The organism is Methylomonas sp. Kb3 (genome assembly GCF_002834115.1).
GTDB lineage: Bacteria > Pseudomonadota > Gammaproteobacteria > Methylococcales > Methylomonadaceae > Methylomonas > Methylomonas defluvii.
Map to the genome: position 1 here is coordinate 22,919 of NZ_PIZT01000009.1, position 22,014 is coordinate 44,932.

Consider the following 22,014-nt stretch of genomic DNA (forward strand, 5'->3'; position numbering starts at 1 on the left):
CTACACAGGCCTGATGATGACGGTATTTTTAATCGTCGTCGGTTCGGCCTTGGCTGCCTGCTGATGGCTTTATGGGGCGTGATGTGTCGCGTTCGGGTTTGGCTGGTGGCTCAACGGTTGTCGTGTTGGGGTTCGTGCCTCACTCCAACCGACGCTCTCGGCGATTTTCCGCCCACTTTCAAATTGAACCCAAAACCCGGTCAAACCAAATGCCGCGCGCATTCCATACGCTGATGCAAAACACGAATTACTCAAAGTTGTTCGGAACTCATGGGCGCCGAGGCACAGCTTAAAAGCGGCAATCTTTTTGATATTAGATGACGAACGAACCACACCCACCCTTAACTGCCGCGTTTTTACAGCACCAAACCGAACTACAGCAATTTCTGTGGCGGCGGGTCCAGTGCCGGGAAGCGGCGGCAGACTTATTGCAGGATACCTTCTTGCATATCGCCGAATACTCAGCACAAGATGCCATCAGCAATTGCCGGGCGTTTTTGTACCGGGTGGCCGGCAATCTGGCTTTGGATTATTTGCGTCGCCAAGCTCGGCAACAGGCACGGGACGGCGGCGCTTTGGATGAAGACTGGCAGTGCCCCAAGCCGCTGCCGGAGCGCTTTGTACAGGGCGAGCAACGATGGTTGGCGATCGAAAGTTGGCTTTACGGTTTACCCACACTCAACCGACAAATCTTGTGCTTGCATCGCTTGGACGGCAAACGTCACCCACAAATTGCCGCCGAATCAAAGCTCTCGACACGTCAGGTCGAACACCTCTTGTACCGAACCGGAAAATTGCTGGCAGAAGCCCGCCTGGACGATTGTTGATATCTATCGGATATGAGATTTCACTTACTCCGACAAGAAAATAAGTCATATGCCACGATTTTTCTTAAACAATTGCTTACCAGCACTGGGTGCGTTGTCAAAATATCGGCTTGACCAGAGCTTTAGCCATAATCTAACCGCATGAATATATTGGGTTTTTATGAAAAATACATGCCATGAAAAAACCCGAAGCCAGTTAAATGGAATATTTTTTGCTGCTCTATCAGGTTTTCTGCCCAAAAAACCAACCCGATTGACTGCATTAAGCCAGCCTCGATCAAAAATGCATGAATACATTACTGGACAAACTATTCCGCAGACACGGCAAGGAGCTTCTGGCATTCGCTGAACGCCAAAGCAATGTCACAATCGCGGAAGATATTACCCAGGAAGCTTTTTTGCGATTAATGCAGCATCCCAATCTGCCGGCCATCGAAAACCACCGGGCCTATTTGTTCAAAACCGCCGCCAATCTCAGCAAAAACGCCTACGATCACGAACAGGTCAGGTTGCGGTATACGCCAGACGAACTGGTAGAGCTGGAGCAACTTGTTTGCCAGCTGCCGGCGCCGGAAACGACGGTCGCAATCCAGCAGCAACTGGAGCGTTTTCTATCGGTTTTGCTGCAACTGCCGGAAGTCGTACAGCACGCCTTCATATTGAGCAAACTGGATGGTTTAAGTTACCCGGACGTTGCCGAAGCGCTAGGCATTTCCAGCAAATCGGCGCAACGCTATGTGCTCAAAGCCTGGCAACATCTTATTCAGCATCTGGGGCATGATTTTTTGGGCGATAATCTGACCCGATAAGCAGTGCTCAACTGTCTTATTAGGTAAAGCGCAAACAAGACTGGCCAGATGAAATCCAAAACTTACAAACTCAGCGGTACGCCACAGGAACAAGCCGGATTTTGGGTGTTTACTCAACATTCTGACGAGTGGACGACGGCTGCAGAACAGCAGCTACAAGCTTGGCTGGCACAAAATGACAGCAACCGCTTTGAATACGAGCGCGCGCTCCAGCTTTGGCAACAGCTGGATCAACTAAAACCAGCCACTTTTCCGGCTCGGCAAGCGGCACAGGAAACTCGGGCAAAGCGCATCCAGCGCAAACAACGTATCCGCAAAGCGCAAACAACCGGGTTGATGGGTTTACTGGTTTTGACCACGACTTTTGGTTTAAATGACTATCGGCTAACCGATTACTATGCCACCGCAGTCGGTGAACGCAAGTCGATTGATTTGGCCGATGGCTCGCAAATCACCCTGAATACCGATACCCAACTGTCGGTGAAAATGACCGGCAACCGCCGGGTGATTAGTCTGGAAAAAGGCGAAGTTTACGTGAGTGTGGCCCATGAAATAGACCGGCCTTTCGATGTGATAGCCGGCAATGGCCGCATTCATGATATTGGCACGCGCTTTAATGTCTATTCGGCCAACAACACAACGCAAGTCACCGTCGCTGAAGGTCAAGTACAGGTCATTCCGGACAGCAAAATAACCGGAGCGCGCTGGCTGGATCATGTCATCAGCCGATCGGCATTTTGGCTGCACCTGAACAGCACGCCAAAAAATGACGAAACCCCTGCATTGCTAGCAGGCCAGCAAATTAGCTACGACGACCAAGGCCAAGTCAACGCGCCGATTGCCACCAATGCTGCCAACATCATTGCCTGGCGCAGTGGCCGGCTGGTATTTGAGATGGCGCCTTTGGAAACCGTGTTAAGCCAAGTACAGCGTTATCACAAAATAAGCTTCCAATACAGCGGCGAAGCACTTAAACAAATTCGGGTATCGGCCAGCTTCGAAATCGACAACCTGCCCAAAATACTGAATACCCTGCAGGCGGCATTGCCGATCAAAACTCAGCAGTTGCAAGATGGCAAGATTATGGTTTATGCGAACCGAGGTTGACAGGCATACAAACCAGCCCTTTGTCCCAAGAGGCTGATTAGCCCATCATGTTTACAGCCAAGGATTAAGCGCTTCAATACCTGCGTTGCTGAAGTCTCGAACATTACGAGTAACCAATCGACAGCAATGCGTTCGGGCAGTCGCGGCAATGATCGAGTCAAAGGCAGCTAGAGATTTCCCTTGTTCCTCTGCCTCAACCGTCATTTGCGCCCACACCTTTACAACCCTAGTGTCAAATACTAGAATTCGATCTTCAAATCCGATCTCCAACTTTTGTAGCCATAGCGTAAGCTCAGATCGGCGCTTTGATTCTGGCAACCGGTTCACACCACGCTGCAATTCGGCCAAAGTCATCGCACTGATGCAAAGCTCGTGCGCTTTGCTAGCTTCAAACCACTGTAGGACTTTGGCATCGGGCTTACTCTTGACTAGCTCAGAGAGCGCACAAGTATCCAACATATATTTCACAAAGCCAGATCCCGAATCACTTCTGTGGATCGTTCCAACACTAAGGCCTCACCGCGTGGCGCATTGAGCAGGCAGTCCTTCAAACGCGGCAATTGACCGCTTAAGCGCCGATAATCGTCAACGGCCAAGATGACAACAGCCTCTTCACCGCGTCGAGTCACCAGTTGTGGGCCTTCTTTCAGGCTGAGCTCCACCACCTCGCTGAATCGGCTCTTCGCCTCTTGTAATTGCCAAGTATGCATCTATCTCTCCTGTCCAGTCATACCAGTTATGAGTATGAGCGTTATAAAATGGTGTGTCAAAACGCTAAACAGCCTTCAAAACATGCTTAGACATAAGATCAATCAAAGCCCCATAGCATCCAATTCATCGAGCATTTTCAAAGCCTGTTTCGGATTGCCGCGCACCTGTGCAGCCATAAACCGTTGCCTGGCTTCATCTTCCGCCAGCGCTTGTGCGGAAAACTCAAACATTAATTTGTTAAGGCTAATGCCTCTAACTTTGGCAATATCTTTCAATCTTTCCGCCATGTCTTCAGGTAAACGAATGGATAAGGTAGTCATGATTCTAATAACCTCAATAGCTGTTGCGGTGTAACGACGTCAAAACCGATGTGCCTAAGTTCCGCATTGGCGAAGTCAGATAAATTGTTGGTAATAATGTAAGAAGCACGTGCGGCAATAGCCAATTCAATAAGGTGATTATCCGCTTCATCCTGCAAATTCGGCCGCCAAAGATAACGCGCGTCCACAGAGGTACAGACACTCGCAAAGCCATCAAGAAACGCCATCAAAGAAACCGATGTTTGATTGCATAATGCTTGGATATGTTCACGATTGAGTAAATCTTGGTATTCAAGATAAAGCGCGTTGCCAACAAAGGGCTGTAAATCCCCTTCAAGACAGCGCCGCAAGATTTCCCGATTCGGCCCTGTCTTTCCTATCAGCCCTGCTACCAATACATTGGTATCGATTACGACTCTCATGATTCGTTAAATTGCCATCACATATGCACACAAAATTATCTTAACACAGGCCTTAGAGAGCATCTATCGAAAAAAATTTGCAAAAACCTTCTCCCAAGCTGACCAGATTTTCGACGCTGAGCTGTCTTACTTTATGAGCCGGAATAAACGGCACAGACCTTTCAGCAATCAGAGGATCAATAATGAAAAAATTCACATGGAAACCGCGTCGCAGCCTGCTGGCACTGGCAATCCTGTCTGCAACCGGCGCAGCGCTTGCCGAACAACAAACTCACCACCTGAGCATTGCCCCGCAAAGCATGAGTGATGCATTAAAAGCACTGGCAGCGGAAACCCACATCCAAATCTTTAGTGATGGTGACGCGCTGAAAGGCAAGCAAACCAGCGGCATTCAAGGTGACTTTACCGCGCGGGAAGCCTTGCAAAAGTTACTGGCCGGCACGGGGTTGACCTATACCTTTACGGCGGAGGATGCGGTGGCAGTTAAAGCGGCTGAAATCGGAAGCAATGCGACGACGACTTTGCCGGCGGTGACGGTTGCTGGGAAGGCGGTTTATGATTCGACCGATCCTTATAATCCAGATTACAGTTTGCCCAATGCGTCTACAGCGACCAAGACTGATACGCCGATTATGGAAACACCTTATTCGATACAAGTCGTGCCTAAACAGGTGTTAGAAGATATTCAAGGCATTAGACCAAACGATGCGCTGGATTATGTTAGCGGTGTTTACCGTAGTGGCGGATCGGGTGATTTTTTAGAAGCATCGACAAGGCGAGGTTTTGATAACTATCCACAAGGAGACTATCGCGATGGGATGCCTTTTCCAATTGCCGGTTACGTTACTGGCGGTCGAGATTTGGCAAGTACTGAAAGGGTTGAGGTATTGAAAGGACCTGCTTCGCTTTTATACGGATTAACCAGCCCTGGTGGAATGGTTAATTATGTGACAAAGAAACCGCTTGAAACTCCTTATTATTCATTGCAACAACAATTTGGTTCCTTTGATTTATATCGAACAACAGTTGATGCAACGGGACCAATTAACGACGATAAGTCGCTTTTATATAGATTTAATCTTGCCTACAAAAGTGCGAACTCATTCAGAGACTTCGTCAATAGTGAGAGAACATTTTTAGCACCAGTTGTCACTTGGAATATAAGCCCAAAAACTCAAGTAAATTTTGAAATGGAATATGACACTGGTCATATTGTTTATGACAGAGGTATTCCGGCAATTGGCGACCGCCCTGCAAACCTACCCCGTGAAAGATTTACAAGCAACCCTTACCCTTACAATTACGAGCGGACAATGGTAGGCATCAATTGGTCTCATGCATTTAACGATAACTGGAAACTCAGTCATCGGTTTAATGCGCAATGGATTGGAACGGACGGAGTGGCATCAGATACAGACGGTTCTCCAGACGCAAATGGAAACATGGGACGCTTTGGATTAGTGCAATTTCAAGACCCTAGTAAGCAGCCTGTTTATTTTAATAGTCTAAATTTGACAGGCAAATTTGAAACATTAGGATTAGGACACACTTTATTACTAGGTGGCGATCATTACAGATATTCGATTAATACAACCCAAGGATTTATATTTGATAGTATCAATATATACAAGCCACAATATCCTGACTTGGCTACTGCAAGAGGGAATCCAGCAGATTATATAAAATACTCTGGCATTCAGGATTGGTTTGGTCTCTATTTCCAAGATCAAATTAAGCTTCCTTATAACATCCAAATTCTGGGTGGTATGAGATATGACAGCACTGAATCGAGCAGTAACTTTAATGGACAGTCTACCAAAGAACCAAGACAGGATAGCTTAGTGCCAAGAGGCGGCATTGTTTGGCAGCCGATTCCTGAACTTAGTTTTTATGGTAGCTATACAGAAAACTTCAGCGGTGTAAATGGAACTGGATTCGGAGGTAAATTCTTATCTCCAACAAGCGCTCAACAATGGGAATTAGGTATAAAAACCGAGCTATTCCATAAAAGGTTTCTTGGAACGCTCGCGTGGTTTGATTTAACAAAACAAAATGTTGCTATATCTGATCCAGATCATCCAGGATTTTCTCTTGCGATTGGCGAAGCAAGAAGCGCAGGCTTAGAACTAGATCTAAAAGGCGAGATATTACCGGGATGGAATATTATTGGAGCTTATGCTTATACCCCTGACGCTTCCGTAACTGTTGGCAGTGCAGGCCAATTAGGCAGACGTTTTCAGGGAGTGCCATTGCACGGTGGCAGCATATTTACTACTTATGAGCTTCAATCAGGCGTTCTCCAAGGCTTGAAATTTGGCGGTGGCGTTATTGCTAGAGGTGCTAGAAATACTAATAATGACTCGAGCACAGCGATATTACCTGGATATGCCACGGTCAATTTGTTAAGCAGTTATGGATGGAAAGTAGGAAAAAGTCATTTAACTGCTCAACTGAATGTCAATAATCTTATGGACAAAACCTATTATCCCGCTTCACAAGATCGCTCAGATATTGAAGTTGGAATGCCAAGAAACTTTATGGGATCGATCAGGGTAGAGTATTAAATTTATTGGCTTAAATGCTTAATTTTCATTGTTTTCATTAAAATTACAATGAAATTTTAACCTTGTACGTTGGGTTTGCGTAACTTGGTAAGTTGGGTTTTGGTAGGTTGGGGTGAGGTAACGAACCCCAACATTTTCGACCGGTTTGCCCGTTGCTCCTTGCTGATAATTTTTTGGGTCGCGATGTCTCGCTTTGACGTTTGGCTGGTGGTTCAACGGTTGTCGTGTTGGGGTTCGTTACCTCACCCCAACCCGCAAAAAAGAAAATTATCCGGCAATCTTGGTGGATGCGCACGGCTTATCCACCCTACTGATTACTCATCAGGAAGGGATCATTTTTAAATCGCTGTTAGGTTACCGGTGGCTTGCTCACCAAGCGAATAGCGTTGCTCGGTGCTCACGCGCGTCAACGTACAGCTATAAATGCGGCAAAATTAGGCATGCCCAATGTTGAACGATCATTACCCACCCTTAACCGCCGCGTATTTACGCCACCAAGCCGAGCTACAGCAATTTCTGCTGCGCCAGGTCAATTGCCGGGAGGCGGCAGCCGACTTACTGCAAGATACCTTTTTGCATATTGCCGACTATGCAGGGCAGGATGCCATCACCAATTGCCGGGCATTTCTGTACCGGGTGGCCGGCAACCTGGCTTTGGATTATTTGCGCAGCAAAGCCCGGCAACAGGCGCGGGACGGCGGGGCGCTGGACCAGGACTGGCAATGTCCCTGTCCTTTACCTGAGCGGTTGGTGCAAGGCGAGCAGCAATGGTTGGCGGCCGAAAGCTGGCTGCGCGGCTTACCCGCGCTCAATCGGCAAATCTGGTGCTTGCGTCGGCTAGACGGCAAGCGCCATCAGCACATTGCCGCCGAATTACAGATCTCGGAGCGCCAAGTCGAGCGGGTGCTGTACCAAACCGGACGCATGTTGGCCGGCGCGAACTTGGATGATGGTTAACTTGAGGGGATAGCGGAAAGATTTAAGCAATGTTTGCGTTAGCCATTGAAGGATCGTCAACGCCATCATTGGCGTGGATTGCCGAAATCCAGTGCACTCGGGGTTTCCGGGTCCCGCCAGTCCGCCGGGACGACATCAACGATTAACGCGAACATGGCTAAGATTTAAGCCGTCACGCCAGCTTTTTGATGCCGACAAATTTATTCCCGGCAGCCAGTTCCATTTCAAAATGGCCCTGAATGCCGGTTTTGGTGAGATAACGCTGAATGTTGCCCGCGGGAAATACGATGCGCCGGCCGTCATCGGCAATCGTCACCACGGTTTTGGCGACGCCTTGATAAACGGCCAGATATTGGTCGTAAGTTAAATCGAGTTTGAAACGGATAAATTGATTGGCCATAAAAAAAGCCGCGCCGGTAGACCCGGCGCGGCAGGGGAGCGTCCTAACGGGCGTTTTGCAAAGCGGCGATGCGTTCTTCCAAAGGCGGGTGGCTCATAAACAAGCGTTGTACGCCACCGCCATTGATACCAAATGCCGCCAGTTCGCCGGGCAGTTCGGCAGGCTCATGCGAACGCTGTAACGCGCGCAATGCACCTATCATTTTTTGCCGGCCGGCCAAATTCGCCCCGCCGGCATCGGCGCGGAATTCTCGGTAACGCGAGAACCACATCACCAGCATCGAAGCCAAAATCGACAAGGCGATTTGCGCGACCATTTGCGTCACGTAATACGCCGGACCGTAACCGCGTTCGGTTTTAAATACGACTCGGTCCACCACGTAGCCGATGATGGTGGCGAAGAAATAAACGAAGGTATTTACCACGCCTTGCATCAGGGCCATCGTCACCATATCGCCGTTGGCGACATGGCTAATCTCGTGACCGACCACCGCTTCCACTTCATCGGCACTCATGCTGCGCAGCAAACCGGTACTGACTGCCACCAAAGCATTGTTACGGTTGGCGCCGGTGGCAAAGGCGTTGGCTTCCGGAGCATCGAAGATACCCACTTCCGGCATACCGATTCCGGCTTGCCGGGCTTGGCGCTCGACCACGCTGATTAACCATTGTTCGGTTTGGTTTTGCGGCTGCTCGATAACGTGCACACCCATCGAACTTTTAGCCGACCATTTGGACATGAACAATGAAATCACCGAACCGGTCATGCCGATGACCGCCGACATAGCCAGCAAGCCTTCGATGTTCAAGTTGACGCCTTGAGCATCCAGTGCGCCTTGCAAGCCAAATATACTAAATATGATGCTGATCGCAATCATGATGGCCACGTTGGTGGCCAAAAACAGCAATATTCTCATCATGGCGTAACTTTCCTGTGTTGTTATAAAGTGGGTTTAATCTGGGGAGCCGAAAGATTAAATTCAAGACTATAGAGTGTTAACATCTGCCAAAGTTTACTTGAGGGACATAAAAATGAAAATTATAAAGTCGCTGTTGATGCTGTTTGCCGCTGTACCGGTTTGCTTGGCAGCCACCCCCGAACAAGAAGCCGTGCTAAAACAATTACGTCTGCCGCCGGGTTTTAATATCAGAATATTCGCCGACGACGTTCCCAATGCCCGGCAAATGGCGCTGGGCGACAATGGATTGGTCTATGTCGGTTCCCGCCAAGGCAGCGTCTATGCGGTACAGGATAAGGATGGCGACGGTGTTGCCGAACAAAAATATCTGATCATTCAACAGCTCAATCTACCCAATGGCGTGGCTTACAAAGACGGCACGTTATATGTCGCTGAAATTCACCGCATCATTCGTTTCGACGAGGTTGGCCAGCGCTTGGTCAGCCCGCCCAAAGCGGTCACGGTATTCGACCAGTTTCCCTCCGACCGCCACCATGGCTGGAAATATCTGCGCTTCGGCCCCGACGGCAAGTTATACACCGCCGTCGGCGCGCCTTGTAACGTCTGCGACCCGGACAAACCGATTTACGGCTCACTAATTCGCCTGGATCCGGATGGTAGCGATATGGAAATCCTAGCGCGCGGCATCCGTAACACGGTGGGGTTCGATTGGGAAACCCGCAGCGGCCATCTGTTTTTCAATGACAACGGCCGCGACTATCTGGGCGACGACATGCCGCCGGACGAACTGAACGAATGGAACCAAAAAGGCGAGCATTTCGGCTTCCCGTATTGCCATGCCGGAACCATTCCAGACCCGGAATATATAGGCGACAAGCAATGCTACAAATTCAAGGCCCCGGCCTGGAAATATAAAGCCCACATTGCCCCGCTCGGCATGCGTTTTTATACCGGCAAACAATTTCCGGACACTTATTTCCGGCAGTTGTTCGTCGCCCAACATGGCTCTTGGAATCGCACCGTACCGCAAGGTTATCAGGTGAATGTGGTCAAATTCCGTGAAGGCCAAGCCTATAATGAACTACCCTTCATCAGCGGTTGGCTGACAGCGGAAGGCCAAGTACTAGGACGGCCGAACGACATTATTCAAATGCCGGACGGCAGCTTGTTGATCAGCGACGACAGCTTGGGCGTCATCTACCGGGTAACCTACGGCCGATGAACGACAAACAATTTCAAATACTGGATACGCAGGTTGTTTATGAAGGCTTTTTCCGGCTGGAGCAATACACCCTGAAACACACGCTGTTCAACGGCGGTTGGAGCCCCCCTTTAAAGCGGGAATTGTTCCGCCGCGGCAATTGCGTGGCCGTGCTGCTGTATGATCCGAACCGCGACGAAGTGGTGTTGATAGAGCAATTCCGCGTCGGCGCTGTGCTGCAACCGGAACGGGCGTGGCAGCTGGAAATTGTGGCCGGCGCCATTGAAGAAGGTGAAACCGCGGAAGAAGTCGCTTATCGCGAAGCCCGCGAAGAAGCCGGCTGCGAGATTTTAGAACTCATCGAAATCAAACAGTTCTTCACCACCCCAGGCGGCTCATCGGAGTGGATTACCCTGTTCTGCGGCCGGGTCGATAGCAGCCGGGTCGGCGGCATTCACGGCCTGGACGAGGAAGATGAAGACATCCGCGTCACAGCCGTCAAATTCGACGAGGCATTTCAAATGCTGGAAGACGGCAAGATCGAATCCGGCATTCCCATCCTCGCCATTCAATGGCTGTATATTCATCGTGAACAATTACGCAGCCAGTGGTTGGCAGGACTTAATTCGCCCGCGTGGTAACTGCCACAGTGACCCGGGCTCTAGCCCGCAAAACACAGCGGTCGGGCAAGCTTTCGCCCGCGTCCACTGGCAAGGCCAACAGGCGATACGCCTAGGTTTTGCAGGCTATCGCGTTTGTAAAGTACCTGCCCTATCCAGCCATTTGCCGGCTTTTTCATTCAGCCAGGCTTGGGCAAACTCGTCTTTTTTAATCAGCATATCCAAAAATGCGCTGGACACGCTGGCGATGGCTGCCACTTGTTTATAACCCAAGTTCGGATCGCGGCGCTCCGTTTTGCCGAATAAGCCGCCACCTGCACCGCCACCACTCATGCCGCGCCGCCCGCCGCCACTGTGTCCGCCCGGACCGCCGCCGGAATCCATGCCAAAGTCGCCGCGCCGCACCCCGCTCAAGCCAAACCGCCCGCCCAACTCATTACCTGACAGCAAACGATGCCCGGCGCCGCGCAATAACAACAGATATTTGCCGCCGGCCGGAGCCTGTTCCCAAACCGCCGTACGCACGGCGGCGGAACTAATCGCGTAAGGATCGTTATCTTCGCTGCCGGTAATCGTCAGCATCGGCAGACGCAAAGCCTGAAACCGGCTGCGCACATTGCCTTCCGCCAAATCCACCGACGGACTCAACACCATCGCCGCCACCGGCTTCAGCTGGTCCCCGCGCGGCAAACCGCTACCAAAATTCTCGCCCAAGGCTGCCGTCACGGTTTGCGCACCCAGGTCGTAGCCCGCCAGTATCACCTTGCTGAAATCGGCAGACGCATACAAAGCTTGCCGTAAGCCGGCGCGCGTTTGCAGTTGCGCATAGGCCCAAAATAGTTGCGCCAAGCGGGTTTTCAGATTCTCCATGCCAAAGTATTGATGACCGACATAACGCAATTCGCTTTCCCTAGCCGTCCGCGATTGCCGACGCGGCTTGTCACCAAACCAACCGCCATCAGCCGGCTCGGGTCGCAACGCCATATTTTCATCAGCCAGCTCCGCATTTTCGTCGTCCGGAATCTCCTCCGGGTCATCGAAGCGCCGCTCCGCCTCCAAGGCCTTCAAGGCTTGGCTGACCGGCATCGGCTGCATACTAAACACCAGGTAGCCGGCCTTGGCCCAGGTTTCCCGCCACAAACGCCCGGCTTTAGCATCTTCGCCCAAGCTGGGCAGATAAATAATCAACGGATAGCTTCCCGGCGCACTCGGCCCGACCAGCTCTACTTCCAGTTCCGTTTGCTGATAAATCCAGACGTCGTGCGTAACATCCACCGGAAAATTCCGCGCGGTTTTGTAGCCGCCATTGCTCAATATTTCACTCAATTTTTCTTGCTGATCTTCCTGACTGGGCAGCGGCGGCCTGGAGGAACAGGCGACCAACAGCATGAGCGCACAGGCCAACAGCAATCGGCACGCTTTATGGCTAACCCAGCCCTCAAATCCCGTTAGCCTTAATGCCCTTGAAGGTACGGAGTTTATCGAAGGACGCCGCCGCCTGGGCTTGGACGCATCCAGCCGGAACGGCATACCCGTGATAAACAGGGCCGGATTCATAAAAAATTTATTAGCTTGGGACATGACTTTGCAACTCCGGCAAAAAATCGGCGACAGGTTCGAGTGCGGCATTATCGCCGACAGCGGTATCAAGCGGCGCAGGTAAATTGTAAAAATGGGTAAACCCGTCTCAGCCGGCTAAAGGTGCGGATCGCGCTGCAAAACATCCAAGGCTTGGTCGAAAGCAAACACCTCGACATGCCGCAGCAACGATGCGACACCCTCGTGGCCAAAAGCTTGCCGTAATTGCTCCCGATGGTTTTGTACATAAACTTGCGATTGAATATTGCCCTCCTCCAGTAATATCCGCAGGCCTTCGACCACCGCACGCAGCGCTTCCTCGGAATAGATGGGCGGCGAAATGTCTTGAAGCGCAGGTTCAGCCGGCAACACATCGAGAATCTGCGCAATAAACCAGGCGAGTTGCTCCGTCAATTGTTTGAGCGGAATTTGCAAGGACTCGGCCGCTGCGGCCGCGCGCTGTTTTAACGTGATCTCAATACCCTCGGCGGTCTCCCGGATGTGGGTTATTCCCAAGGTTGCGGCACTGCTTTTTAAGGAATGCGCGGCTCTTTGTGCGGACTCCCCATCGCCCACCGCCAATAAATGCCGGATATTGTCGACTTCGGCCGCATGCCGCTGCGCGAAATGGCGTAACTGGCGCAAATAAAACGGCAGCTTGTGTTGCAGATTGTGTAAACCGGCCTGCAAATCCAGGCCCGGAATGTTCGCCAAACGCTCGAGCAGCGCCGCGTTGCCGTCGTTTTGCTCATCCGGGGTTTTATGACCGCGGGCAGGCGGGCTGGGCGGCAAAGGCGGCATCCAGCGTAACATCACGTCGTACAGCACCTCCGGATTCACCGGTTTGGGAATATGATCATTCATCCCAGCGCTCAGACAGGCGCGCCGATCTTCGTCAAAGGCGTTGGCGGTCATGGCCAATATCGGCGTCTTTTCCCGCCCCGGCATGCGCCTGATCGCCAGACTGGCGGCCATACCATCCATCTCCGGCATTTGCACGTCCAGCAGAATCAGGTCGTACAACTGTTTGGCGGCCATATCGCAAGCGATCCGGCCGTTTTCGGCCAAATCGACTACCAAACCGGCGTCTTGCAACAACTCCAACGCCACTTCCTGATTGATCAGATTGTCTTCGGCCAATAACACCCGTCGGCCTTTTAGGCGGGATAAATCCGGATGCCGCGCATCCGCGGGCGCTTTTTGCCGCCATCCCGACAGCACGCCGGCAATCGTATCGTGTAAGGCCGACAGCGTCACCGGTTTGGCAAGATGCCCCACAATCCCGACGCTGTACAAGTCCTCGGCGCTGCCGTCGTAACTATAGGCGGTCACCAAGACAATTTTCGGTAAGGCCTCGCCGAGGATTTCGCCCATCCGGCGCGCGGTTTGAATGCCGTCTACCCCCGGCATCATCCAGTCCATCAGCACCAGATCGAACGGTGCATCGGCTTGCCGGGCATCGACAACCTGTTGCACGGCCGCCAAACCGGAATCGGCGACGCTCACCCGCGCCTCGAACCGCGTCAGCATGTGGGCGATGTCTTCGCGGGCCTCGGCCACATCGTCTACCACCAATACTTTTAAACCTTTACGAATATCCGGCTTAGGCAATTGCAGCGCCGACCCCACCGCATACTCAAACGGCAATTCCAGCCAAAACGTACTGCCGTGCCCCAAGTTGCTCTGCACACCCACCGTGCCGCCCATCATTTCGATCAGACGCTTACTGATGGCTAGGCCTAAACCTGTGCCGCCGAAACGCCGCGACGTGGTGGAATCGGCTTGTTCGAAGGCTTGAAACAAACGGCTGCATTGCTCGGCATTCATGCCGATGCCGGTGTCGCTGATTTCGAATCGAGCCACAATCCCCACCGGATTTTTGGCTAGCAATTTAGCCCGAAACACGATGTGTCCGGCGTCGGTAAACTTGACGGCATTACTGGCAAAATTGAGCAAAATTTGTCCCAGCCGCAGCGCATCGCCGCGTAACACCGCCGGTAGCGCCGGGTCGATACGGTTAATCACTTCCAAACCTTTCTCGGCGGCGCGGTCGCAAATCAGGTCGTTCAAACTTTTGAAAACCTGGTCGAGATCGAAATCGCCGATGTCCAACACCAATTTGCCGGCTTCGATCTTGGAGAAATCCAGAATGTCGTTGATGATGCCCAGCAAATGCTGGGCAGCGACCGAAATTTTCGCCAGCTGTTCACGTTGCTTGGCATCCAGCGTGGTGTTTTGCAGCAAATGCGTCAAACCAATAATCGCGTTCATCGGCGTGCGGATTTCGTGGCTCATATTCGCCAAAAATGCACTTTTCGACACATTGGCCACTTCCGCTGCTTGCATCGCATCGGCCAATTGTTCGGTGCGTTCAACCACCAATTCTTCCAGATGCTCGCGATAGCTCTCCAACTCTAGGAGCATCTGCTTCTTCTCGCTGATGTCGTCCTTGATCGCCATGTAATGGCTAATCCGCCCGTCTTGCTGGCGAATTGGCGCCACGATAGCCGATTCCACAAACTCGCGGCCATCCTTGCGCTTATTGATAAACTCGCCCTGCCAGGACCGGCCGTGCGTCAAATTATCCCAAAGCACCGCAAAATACTCCGGCTTGGTTTTGCCCGATTTAAACAGACTGGCTTTTTGGCCCAACAGCTCGGAGCGCGTGTAGCCGGTGGTCTGGATCACGGCTTCGTTGACGTATTCGATGCGCGCATCCAGGTCGGTGATAACGATGCTCTCCGGGCTTTGCTCGACTACCAAGGATAATTTGCGCAGCGTCTCCTCCGCACGCTTACGCTCGGTGATGTCCATCAACGTTGCCAGTAAATTGTCGCCTATCGTCACCCCGGAGATGATGGCGGTGCGCACGTCGCCGTTTTTACAGGTCACTTGATATTCGTGAGATTCTATCGGTGCCTGCTGCTCGGCCGCGCGCTGCTGCAAATTCTGCCAGGTGTCGAAAACTGTTTGCCGGTAAACCGGATCGGGATACGCATGCTGCCACCAATCCTCGACGGTTGGGATGTCGGACAAGGTATAACCAAAGGTCCGGGCAATAGACTGGTTCAAAGCCAGCATAGTACCGTCGGCGGCGACCAGCGCCATCGGCACCGGCGCCACATCGAACAATTTACGGAAATTAGCTTCGCTTTCCCGCAGCGCCGCCTTGATACGCTTACGCTCAGTGATGTCGCGGACGATCTTCGACGCGCCGATGACCTTGCCGTCGCCATCTTTGATAGCCGAAATCGTCGAGGCGACCTCGATCCGGCTGCCGTCTTTACGCACCCGCTGGGTTTCGTAATTGCTGATCCGCTCGCCGTTTAAAATCCGCTGGAGCAAGTCGGCTTCCGTGATCACCAGTTCGGCGGGAAACAGCAGCGTGATCGGCTGACCAATAATTTCAACGGCGCTGTAACCGAAAATACGTTCGGCCGCGGGGTTCCAACTGGTAACGATTCCGTCCAAATTTTTGCCGATAATCGCATCGTCGGAAGAATTGACCAGCGCCGCCAACTGGGTACGTTCCGCCACCAAGCCCTGCTCAAGCAATACGTTCGCCGCCTTCAGAGCCTGCTCGACCCGCTCACGTTCGGCCACTTCCTGCTGCAACTGGGCGTTGGCCTCGCGTAACTGCGCCGGACTGGGCAATTGCAGCGCTTTGGGAATCAGCGGTATCAGCACCGCCACCGTTATCACCGAAACTATCGCCGTCACCACTTTGGCAAACGCATCCAGTCCGTAAAGTGGTTCCCAAATCACCACGACATCCATCAGATGCGTCGTACCGCAGGCCAGAATGAACACCACAAACAGCCACAACACCCGGACATACGGAAAATCCTGCCGATGCCGCGCGAAATAACCCAAGGCAACCGGCAGCAAAAAGTAGGACAGGAATATCAAGCCATCGCTAATCACGAAGGTCCACAACAAACCCGGCGACCAGCTCAGGCAATAGCCATGCGGCATAAAATTATTGTCGGTCAGGAACTTTAGAATGTCATTCATGGCAGGAAGATCGGTAATAGTGATTTGCACGATTTAGGGAACTTGAACGACATACCGTCGCCCCGTATCCGTTAGCTAACGCATAACCCGCATTTGGATTCTCTAAATCCGATACAACTAAACATAGCAGCTAGCCCAAACAGCGTAAGGTTTAGCCACTTTTTATGTGGAATTAAATGCTGGCAGCAGGTAGATGGTTGGGGGGAATACGCTTGGATTATTGACCCGGCCCTATTTATCACGGATGTGCCGTTCGGGCTGAGTGCTCCGGCGGGAGGCCGGGGAATGCCGAGGTCACATCATCAAGACTCATTTCCCGGATAACTGCTTCAATGAGGCCCCGGCGGGAGGCCGGGGAATGCACTCCACTTGAAGCTCCACCACGCCGGAGCCGAATTGCTTCAATGAGGCCCCGGCGGGAGGCCGGGGAATGCGGTTAAGTTGGTCTGGTCGGTAATGTCGGGATGTTGCTTCAATGAGGCCCCGGCGGGAGGCCGGGGAATGCAATCTCAACCCCGGCGGTTTAACGTGCAATTGCCAACTGAGCTGCAATGAGGCCCCGGCGGGAGGCCGGGGAATGCAGTCGATAAAGCATAAAAAACCCCCGCAAGCTCGCCGCTTCAATGAGGCCCCGGCGGGAGGCCGGGGAATGCCGCACGGCAAAATATTGTTCCGAGTCATGCAAGCAGGCTTCAATGAGGCCCCGGCGGGAGGCCGGGGAATGCGTGGCGCGAACAAGTTTTTAACCTGCAAGAACAATTGCTTCAATGAGGCCCCGGCGGGAGGCCGGGGAATGCACCGAAGCAGTGCAAATAACAAATCCCCAACCAATAGCTTCAATGAGGCCCCGGCGGGAGGCCGGGGAATGCCCTTTCGACGGCGGCGAAGTCTACACCGTGCAATCGCTTCAATGAGGCCCCGGCGGGAGGCCGGGGAATGCGCCGGATAACGGTCTTATCACGACAAATAGAATTGGGCTTCAATGAGGCCCCGGCGGGAGGCCGGGGAATGCCCGAGAACGGCAGCAGCAAGGGGTTCAAATCGCAAGCTTCAATGAGGCCCCGGCGGGAGGCCGGGGAATGCCAGTATTGCCGCTATCACAATTGACATTGCATAGCCAGCTTCAATGAGGCCCCGGCGGGAGGCCGGGGAATGCAATAAAGGCGGGGAGCAGTACCGGCGAGGGCACCTGCTTCAATGAGGCCCCGGCGGGAGGCCGGGGAATGCTCTTGAACGAGCAGGTGGTATTGCCGAAGTTGAATACGCTTCAATGAGGCCCCGGCGGGAGGCCGGGGAATGCCAAGCGGGCTGCGCTACCAATTGCGCCATGTCGGCAAGCTTCAATGAGGCCCCGGCGGGAGGCCGGGGAATGCGACCTGGGCAAGGTGGAAACCGCCGATTTAATCAAAGCTTCAATGAGGCCCCGGCGGGAGGCCGGGGAATGCTAAACAACATAATGACTTCCATGGCTACGTCATGTTGCTTCAATGAGGCCCCGGCGGGAGGCCGGGGAATGCTTCTCCGCATATTTAATAACCCTATGCGAAAGTGCTGCTTCAATGAGGCCCCGGCGGGAGGCCGGGGAATGCATGGCGCCTGGCGTGACTCGTTCGGCGTCTACTTGTTCGCTTCAATGAGGCCCCGGCGGGAGGCCGGGGAATGCTGCGAAGAATGTGAAGGCGATGGATATGTAAGCCTGGCTTCAATGAGGCCCCGGCGGGAGGCCGGGGAATGCCGGAAAATTAACAACAGCCATATAACCTCCTTCGCAGCTTCAATGAGGCCCCGGCGGGAGGCCGGGGAATGCGGCAGTCGGCACGACCGGAGCGAAAGCGCAGTCTGGCTTCAATGAGGCCCCGGCGGGAGGCCGGGGAATGCGATCTCGGTCGGTGCGGATTTTGTCAAAGCACAGTTGCTTCAATGAGGCCCCGGCGGGAGGCCGGGGAATGCGGCGGGCTACAAAGAAAGTGCTCTCGCGCCTTATTTAGCTTCAATGAGGCCCCGGCGGGAGGCCGGGGAATGCGATACAGAGCCAATAAAAAGGAAAAACAATGAACAACGCTTCAATGAGGCCCCGGCGGGAGGCCGGGGAATGCCGCCGCCGCTTTTAACTCGGGCGCGTATACCATGCCGCTTCAATGAGGCCCCGGCGGGAGGCCGGGGAATGCTTTAACATACCCGCTCAAATTGGTCGCTATGATACTGCTTCAATGAGGCCCCGGCGGGAGGCCGGGGAATGCTCAATAGCTACAGGTGACTTCTTTTTCCGTAAAGTTGCTTCAATGAGGCCCCGGCGGGAGGCCGGGGAATGCGACAGGTTTTATAAATAATTCAACTAAGGCAAAAAGCTTCAATGAGGCCCCGGCGGGAGGCCGGGGAATGCAGCGCGGGCTGGAGGCCATGATTGGCGCGGCCTGCGCGGGCCGTTTGCGAGGACTACGTAAAACGGCCGTTCAACTTTAGCGGAAAAGTTTGCACCGCGCCAATCCAACTTGCTAAGTATTTGATTGTTAAAGAGCTGCCAGCTTGCGAGAGCTGACCGGTTTTTGCGCGCCACTACAGCGCTCGCAAAGCGGCGGCGGAAAATCCACATCAGACGATGACCGGCTGACGTTCCACCACATCGAAATCCTTCCCCAAACTGACCACCGAGGGCTTCACCGTTTCCGCCGGCCCGACATTGATGATCAGAACATGGTCGTCGCTATGATGGATGATGCCATCCAACAGCGCGATTAATTCCGCATGGCGCTTACGACTCAGCCGGCATTGAAACACCGACAATTGCAGCCAATCGCCATAACCTTTCATCAGCCGAAACACCCGCCGCCAGCGTTTGGTATCGCTGATGTCGTAAGTCACGATATACAGGTGTTCGAGGGCAGCCATCAGCGGGTGGTGAAGTTGGGATATTCCGGCAATTCGCCAAGCAAATAGCGGCCGAACAAGCGCGCCTGAATCTCGAACACCTGCCGATAATTGGCCTTGTAGCCGAAGATGGGATGGGTTACTTCCTGGCTTAAGCGCCGTTCGAAGGCGGTGATGAAGCGCTTGCGGCCGCCCTCGTTCAGGGCCACGCTGCCGGCGGCACAGATAAAGTCGGTGGGCCGCACTTCGCCGTTATTGATGACTTGCAATACCGTGGAATCGGCGATGATGGGCCGAAACGGTTCCATCAAATCCAGCGCCAACGCCGGGCGGCCGTAACGCGGTTGGTGGTAAAAGCCGCGATACGGGTCCAGGCCAACCGCGCTCAGATTCATGGTCCAGGTGCGTACCAGCATGGCATACGCAAACGACAGCAAGGCGTTGACCGGATCGGTGGGCGGGCGGCGGTTGCGGGTGTTGAAGTCAAAACTCATCTGTTTGCTGTCGTCCGGCTTTTTGATCAATTTATCGAACGCGCCGAAATACAAGGCCGCCGCCGCGCCTTCGATACCCAACAATTGCGGTAAATCCAGCGCACGTTGCGATTTGTCGGCCAGGGACTTCAGCGGTTCCAGCAACATTTCCACCGGCTCGTCGGCGCGCCAATTGCGCCGGGCCTGGGTTCGGCAATTCTGGATTTTGGCGCGCACCAGGTTGCGTGCTATCGCCAGACAGGTTTTGTCGTCGAAACTGGCTTTGTACTGGGCGGTGCGCAACTCGACATTCTTATGGCCGGTGCCGATGGTGTGGCCGACAAACCAGCCGCCGTAGCTGTGCCAACTGACCGGAATCTCGCGCTTCATCAGGTCTTGCAAACACGGCGTAGTGATGTAGACGTTGCCCATTACCACCACTTGCGAAGTGTCCACCAGCCGCGCGGTTTGCACCTTGTCGTCGTCGATGCTGATTTCCAGCTCCTCGCCCTTTTTGCCGATCTTGGCCTTCCAGGCTTGCACGTAAACCGGCAATGCTTCGTCGCGCATCACCGCCAGCGGCCGGGGTTCGAGGTCGGCGTGGCGCAGGTAATTGACTTCGTCCGGCAGACAAATACCCACCAGCGAACAGCCCGAACACTTGGGGCTGTCCTGCAAGGGTTCCGGAATATGGCCACCGGCGGCAATCAAGCGCAAACCGTTGATGGCATTGGCAGTGAGTTGCTTCAATTCTTCGTCGAAAGCCACCCGCACCCGCTCGCGGCTTTGCACAAAGTACAAGGCGCCCTCCTCGCAGACATAACCGTGTTCCTGCAACACCATGCCTTGCACACAAAGCTGTACCCGTTCCGGGTCGTAAGCGCCGCGCGCCACATGCGGACGTTTACCGCGTTTGTAATCGATGGGCGTGACCAAGCCATCCTCGGCTTCAATCAAATCCAGCTTGGCGATCAGACCCAAACGGTTAGACGATAACGTGATAGAGCGGCCATGCAGCTTATCGGTTTCCTCCAACTCGTCCGCTTCCGGGAAGCTTTTGGACGGCGTATCCACCCGGCGATGTGCGTGGTCGCCTTCCACGGTGTCCGCCGACGCCGCCCATTCGCCCTGCACCCATTCCAGATAAGCCAAGCGCGGGCAGTACTGGTATTCGTTGATCATCCGCGCCGGCAACAAGGGCATGTCGCCGGATAGCTCCGGGAACGGTAGCGGTAGCTCTAGCTGGATGGGTACTTGGTCGTCGGACATGATTCGCTCGATTGCTCTTAAAATTTAGTTAAGCCAAAACGCTTCGATCAACCCGCCTTCGGTATCGAGCAGCCACCACTCCAAGCCTTGCTTTGTGACCATTCGATGCAAGACATACCCCGGTTGCCAATACTGTAAAACGGCTTCAAGGATTAACGGCGGAATCTCCGGATGATCTAAGGGCACAGGCGCGTCTTCGGGCCAATCGCTTGTCGTTGCATCGCACATGTTAAAAAACCAGGCTTGTTATACGTTTTGTCATACAATTTGTCTGTCATTTTGTCTTTTGAAGGAGCCCGCCATGCCCGCCATCAGCCTGCGTTTACCCGACGATGTGGAAGCCAACCTCAAAGCCGAAGCCCAATTGGAAGGCAAAAGCCAATCGGAAATCGCCCGCCTGGCGATCACCGAATACTTGGCCCGCCGCGAACGCGAGCGGTTTATGGCGGAAATGGTGGCCGCGGCGCGCGCCTTGGCCAACGATCCGCAAGCCAGAGCGGAAGCGCTACAAATTGCCGCGGATTTCGACGCGGTGGACGATGGTCTCGACCGAATAATTGCTGATGAACGCGCCGCCGGCATAAACCCCGACGAAAAATGGTGGGAATGATGAAACGCGGCGAGGTGTGGACCGCCAATCTGAACCCCAACAAGGGCGCCGAAATCGGCAAAATTAGACCGGTGCTGGTGTTGCAGGACGATACGCTGATTACCGGCGGCCTGCCCACCATCGTGGTGGTGCCGCTGACCAGCCAGTTTCGACCAAACCTGGCGCCGTTGCGGATACCGATTGCCCCGCAAGGCCGATTGAAAGCCGCCAGTTACGTTATGGCCGAACAACTGCGCGCCATCGACCGCTCCCGATTCGGCGAAGGCCCCCTCGCCACCGTCACCGCCGAGGAACTGGCGGCGGTGGAGAAGAGTTTGCGCGGGGTGATGGGGTTGTGGTGAGAAC

Annotated in this window: 21 protein-coding genes and 1 CRISPR repeat array; of the genes, 10 read left to right on the forward strand and 11 right to left on the reverse strand. The window is 53.5% G+C overall.

Annotated elements, in window-relative coordinates; all coding sequences use genetic code 11:
* The first annotated feature begins 317 nt into the window (after positions 1 to 317).
* The 3 genes from CWO84_RS07025 (at position 318) to CWO84_RS07035 (ending at position 2,743) form a co-directional block, all read left to right on the forward strand.
* The gene (locus CWO84_RS07025) at positions 318 to 827 is read left to right on the forward strand and encodes a sigma-70 family RNA polymerase sigma factor (RefSeq protein WP_033157046.1); all 510 of its coding nucleotides are present in this window, start codon (positions 318 to 320) and stop codon (positions 825 to 827) included.
* 287 nt (positions 828 to 1,114) lie between these two features.
* Positions 1,115 to 1,636 carry a sigma-70 family RNA polymerase sigma factor gene (locus tag CWO84_RS07030; protein ID WP_101052158.1) on the forward strand — a complete coding sequence of 174 codons (522 nt, stop codon included), beginning with the start codon at positions 1,115 to 1,117 and terminating at the stop codon, positions 1,634 to 1,636.
* A gap of 48 nt (positions 1,637 to 1,684) precedes the next feature.
* Positions 1,685 to 2,743: a FecR domain-containing protein gene (locus tag CWO84_RS07035; protein ID WP_101052159.1), complete on the forward strand. Its 1,059-nt coding sequence runs from the start codon at positions 1,685 to 1,687 to the stop codon at positions 2,741 to 2,743.
* A gap of 51 nt (positions 2,744 to 2,794) precedes the next feature.
* On the opposite strand, the gene CWO84_RS07040 is transcribed toward CWO84_RS07035, so the two are convergent.
* The 4 genes from CWO84_RS07040 to CWO84_RS07055 form a co-directional block, all read right to left on the reverse strand.
* Positions 2,795 to 3,202, reverse strand: coding sequence for a type II toxin-antitoxin system VapC family toxin (locus CWO84_RS07040; protein ID WP_240617992.1), 408 nt, complete (start codon positions 3,200 to 3,202; stop codon positions 2,795 to 2,797).
* A 5-nt stretch (positions 3,203 to 3,207) separates the two neighbouring features.
* The gene (locus CWO84_RS07045; protein WP_033157050.1) at positions 3,208 to 3,453 is read right to left on the reverse strand and encodes a type II toxin-antitoxin system Phd/YefM family antitoxin; all 246 of its coding nucleotides are present in this window, start codon (positions 3,451 to 3,453) and stop codon (positions 3,208 to 3,210) included.
* 102 nt (positions 3,454 to 3,555) lie between these two features.
* Entirely contained in the window at positions 3,556 to 3,774 is a 219-nt protein-coding gene (locus CWO84_RS07050; RefSeq protein WP_033157051.1) for a ribbon-helix-helix protein, CopG family, read from the reverse strand.
* Positions 3,771 to 4,196: a putative toxin-antitoxin system toxin component, PIN family gene (locus tag CWO84_RS07055; RefSeq protein ID WP_101052161.1), complete on the reverse strand. Its 426-nt coding sequence runs from the start codon at positions 4,194 to 4,196 to the stop codon at positions 3,771 to 3,773. The genes CWO84_RS07050 and CWO84_RS07055 overlap by 4 nt, the downstream gene beginning before the upstream one ends.
* 182 nt (positions 4,197 to 4,378) lie before the next feature.
* Here CWO84_RS07055 and CWO84_RS07060 point away from each other — a divergent pair, with 182 nt between their 5' ends.
* A complete protein-coding gene (locus CWO84_RS07060) occupies positions 4,379 to 6,760 on the forward strand; it encodes a TonB-dependent receptor (RefSeq protein WP_033157053.1) in 2,382 nt (793 codons plus the stop codon).
* Between the two features lie 447 nt (positions 6,761 to 7,207).
* Complete coding sequence (locus CWO84_RS07065) at positions 7,208 to 7,717, forward strand: sigma-70 family RNA polymerase sigma factor (protein WP_101052162.1); 510 nt, start codon at positions 7,208 to 7,210, stop codon at positions 7,715 to 7,717.
* 172 nt (positions 7,718 to 7,889) lie between these two features.
* Here CWO84_RS07065 and CWO84_RS07070 read toward each other — a convergent pair whose 3' ends face one another.
* Complete coding sequence (locus tag CWO84_RS07070) at positions 7,890 to 8,117, reverse strand: DUF2835 domain-containing protein (protein WP_101052163.1); 228 nt, start codon at positions 8,115 to 8,117, stop codon at positions 7,890 to 7,892.
* A gap of 43 nt (positions 8,118 to 8,160) precedes the next feature.
* Positions 8,161 to 9,036 carry a protease HtpX gene (htpX, locus tag CWO84_RS07075; RefSeq protein ID WP_020484993.1) on the reverse strand — a complete coding sequence of 292 codons (876 nt, stop codon included), beginning with the start codon at positions 9,034 to 9,036 and terminating at the stop codon, positions 8,161 to 8,163.
* A 112-nt stretch (positions 9,037 to 9,148) separates the two neighbouring features.
* On the opposite strand from htpX, the gene CWO84_RS07080 reads away from it, so the two are divergent.
* Positions 9,149 to 10,258, forward strand: coding sequence for a PQQ-dependent sugar dehydrogenase (locus CWO84_RS07080; protein ID WP_101052164.1), 1,110 nt, complete (start codon positions 9,149 to 9,151; stop codon positions 10,256 to 10,258).
* On the forward strand, positions 10,255 to 10,878 hold the full coding sequence (locus CWO84_RS07085) for an NUDIX domain-containing protein (RefSeq protein ID WP_101052165.1): 624 nt from the start codon (positions 10,255 to 10,257) through the stop codon (positions 10,876 to 10,878). The genes CWO84_RS07080 and CWO84_RS07085 overlap by 4 nt, the downstream gene beginning before the upstream one ends.
* A 105-nt stretch (positions 10,879 to 10,983) precedes the next feature.
* Here CWO84_RS07085 and CWO84_RS07090 read toward each other — a convergent pair whose 3' ends face one another.
* Positions 10,984 to 12,246, reverse strand: a complete 1,263-nt coding sequence (locus tag CWO84_RS07090; RefSeq protein ID WP_101052166.1) for a hypothetical protein — start codon at positions 12,244 to 12,246, stop codon at positions 10,984 to 10,986.
* Between CWO84_RS07090 and CWO84_RS07095 the strand changes: the two genes are divergently transcribed.
* The gene (locus tag CWO84_RS07095) at positions 12,245 to 12,520 is read left to right on the forward strand and encodes a hypothetical protein (protein WP_033157059.1); all 276 of its coding nucleotides are present in this window, start codon (positions 12,245 to 12,247) and stop codon (positions 12,518 to 12,520) included. The two genes, CWO84_RS07090 and CWO84_RS07095, sit on opposite strands and share 2 nt — an antisense overlap.
* 32 nt (positions 12,521 to 12,552) lie before the next feature.
* Here CWO84_RS07095 and CWO84_RS07100 read toward each other — a convergent pair whose 3' ends face one another.
* The 4 genes from CWO84_RS07100 to CWO84_RS07115 form a co-directional block, all read right to left on the reverse strand.
* Positions 12,553 to 16,449, reverse strand: coding sequence for a PAS domain S-box protein (locus CWO84_RS07100; protein ID WP_165786279.1), 3,897 nt, complete (start codon positions 16,447 to 16,449; stop codon positions 12,553 to 12,555).
* Positions 16,450 to 16,702: 253 nt separating this feature from the next.
* Positions 16,703 to 18,832: a CRISPR direct-repeat array (repeat unit 36 nt; unit sequence GCTTCAATGAGGCCCCGGCGGGAGGCCGGGGAATGC).
* Positions 18,833 to 19,041: 209 nt separating this feature from the next.
* On the reverse strand, positions 19,042 to 19,338 hold the full coding sequence (gene cas2, locus CWO84_RS07105; RefSeq protein WP_033157060.1) for a CRISPR-associated endonuclease Cas2: 297 nt from the start codon (positions 19,336 to 19,338) through the stop codon (positions 19,042 to 19,044).
* Positions 19,338 to 21,059, reverse strand: a complete 1,722-nt coding sequence (locus CWO84_RS07110; RefSeq protein ID WP_101052168.1) for a CRISPR-associated endonuclease Cas4/Cas1 — start codon at positions 21,057 to 21,059, stop codon at positions 19,338 to 19,340. Before CWO84_RS07110 ends, cas2 begins: the two co-directional genes overlap by 1 nt.
* A 24-nt stretch (positions 21,060 to 21,083) precedes the next feature.
* Entirely contained in the window at positions 21,084 to 21,287 is a 204-nt protein-coding gene (locus CWO84_RS07115) for a hypothetical protein (protein WP_033157062.1), read from the reverse strand.
* A gap of 73 nt (positions 21,288 to 21,360) precedes the next feature.
* Between CWO84_RS07115 and CWO84_RS07120 the strand changes: the two genes are divergently transcribed.
* Together CWO84_RS07120 and CWO84_RS07125 are read left to right on the forward strand one after the other, a co-directional pair.
* Complete coding sequence (locus CWO84_RS07120; protein WP_033157063.1) at positions 21,361 to 21,669, forward strand: ribbon-helix-helix protein, CopG family; 309 nt, start codon at positions 21,361 to 21,363, stop codon at positions 21,667 to 21,669.
* Positions 21,669 to 22,010, forward strand: coding sequence for a type II toxin-antitoxin system PemK/MazF family toxin (locus CWO84_RS07125; protein WP_225893021.1), 342 nt, complete (start codon positions 21,669 to 21,671; stop codon positions 22,008 to 22,010). The genes CWO84_RS07120 and CWO84_RS07125 overlap by 1 nt, the downstream gene beginning before the upstream one ends.
* Positions 22,011 to 22,014: the final 4 nt, after the last annotated feature.

Excerpts from the sequence above, each read along its gene's own strand:
- CWO84_RS07025 (WP_033157046.1), top strand. The coding sequence starts at position 318 with ATGACGAACGAACCACACCCACCCTTAACTGCCGCGTTTTTACAGCAC.
- CWO84_RS07030 (WP_101052158.1), top strand. The coding sequence starts at position 1,115 with ATGAATACATTACTGGACAAACTATTCCGCAGACACGGCAAGGAGCTT.
- CWO84_RS07035 (WP_101052159.1), top strand. The coding sequence starts at position 1,685 with ATGAAATCCAAAACTTACAAACTCAGCGGTACGCCACAGGAACAAGCC.
- CWO84_RS07040 (WP_240617992.1), bottom strand. The coding sequence starts at position 3,202 with ATGTTGGATACTTGTGCGCTCTCTGAGCTAGTCAAGAGTAAGCCCGAT.
- CWO84_RS07045 (WP_033157050.1), bottom strand. The coding sequence starts at position 3,453 with ATGCATACTTGGCAATTACAAGAGGCGAAGAGCCGATTCAGCGAGGTG.
- CWO84_RS07050 (WP_033157051.1), bottom strand. The coding sequence starts at position 3,774 with ATGACTACCTTATCCATTCGTTTACCTGAAGACATGGCGGAAAGATTG.
- CWO84_RS07055 (WP_101052161.1), bottom strand. The coding sequence starts at position 4,196 with ATGAGAGTCGTAATCGATACCAATGTATTGGTAGCAGGGCTGATAGGA.
- CWO84_RS07060 (WP_033157053.1), top strand. The coding sequence starts at position 4,379 with ATGAAAAAATTCACATGGAAACCGCGTCGCAGCCTGCTGGCACTGGCA.
- CWO84_RS07065 (WP_101052162.1), top strand. The coding sequence starts at position 7,208 with ATGTTGAACGATCATTACCCACCCTTAACCGCCGCGTATTTACGCCAC.
- CWO84_RS07070 (WP_101052163.1), bottom strand. The coding sequence starts at position 8,117 with ATGGCCAATCAATTTATCCGTTTCAAACTCGATTTAACTTACGACCAA.
- htpX (WP_020484993.1), bottom strand. The coding sequence starts at position 9,036 with ATGATGAGAATATTGCTGTTTTTGGCCACCAACGTGGCCATCATGATT.
- CWO84_RS07080 (WP_101052164.1), top strand. The coding sequence starts at position 9,149 with ATGAAAATTATAAAGTCGCTGTTGATGCTGTTTGCCGCTGTACCGGTT.
- CWO84_RS07085 (WP_101052165.1), top strand. The coding sequence starts at position 10,255 with ATGAACGACAAACAATTTCAAATACTGGATACGCAGGTTGTTTATGAA.
- CWO84_RS07095 (WP_033157059.1), top strand. The coding sequence starts at position 12,245 with ATGAGCGCACAGGCCAACAGCAATCGGCACGCTTTATGGCTAACCCAG.
- CWO84_RS07090 (WP_101052166.1), bottom strand. The coding sequence starts at position 12,246 with ATGCTGTTGGTCGCCTGTTCCTCCAGGCCGCCGCTGCCCAGTCAGGAA.
- CWO84_RS07100 (WP_165786279.1), bottom strand. The coding sequence starts at position 16,449 with ATGAATGACATTCTAAAGTTCCTGACCGACAATAATTTTATGCCGCAT.
- cas2 (WP_033157060.1), bottom strand. The coding sequence starts at position 19,338 with ATGGCTGCCCTCGAACACCTGTATATCGTGACTTACGACATCAGCGAT.
- CWO84_RS07110 (WP_101052168.1), bottom strand. The coding sequence starts at position 21,059 with ATGTCCGACGACCAAGTACCCATCCAGCTAGAGCTACCGCTACCGTTC.
- CWO84_RS07115 (WP_033157062.1), bottom strand. The coding sequence starts at position 21,287 with ATGTGCGATGCAACGACAAGCGATTGGCCCGAAGACGCGCCTGTGCCC.
- CWO84_RS07120 (WP_033157063.1), top strand. The coding sequence starts at position 21,361 with ATGCCCGCCATCAGCCTGCGTTTACCCGACGATGTGGAAGCCAACCTC.
- CWO84_RS07125 (WP_225893021.1), top strand. The coding sequence starts at position 21,669 with ATGAAACGCGGCGAGGTGTGGACCGCCAATCTGAACCCCAACAAGGGC.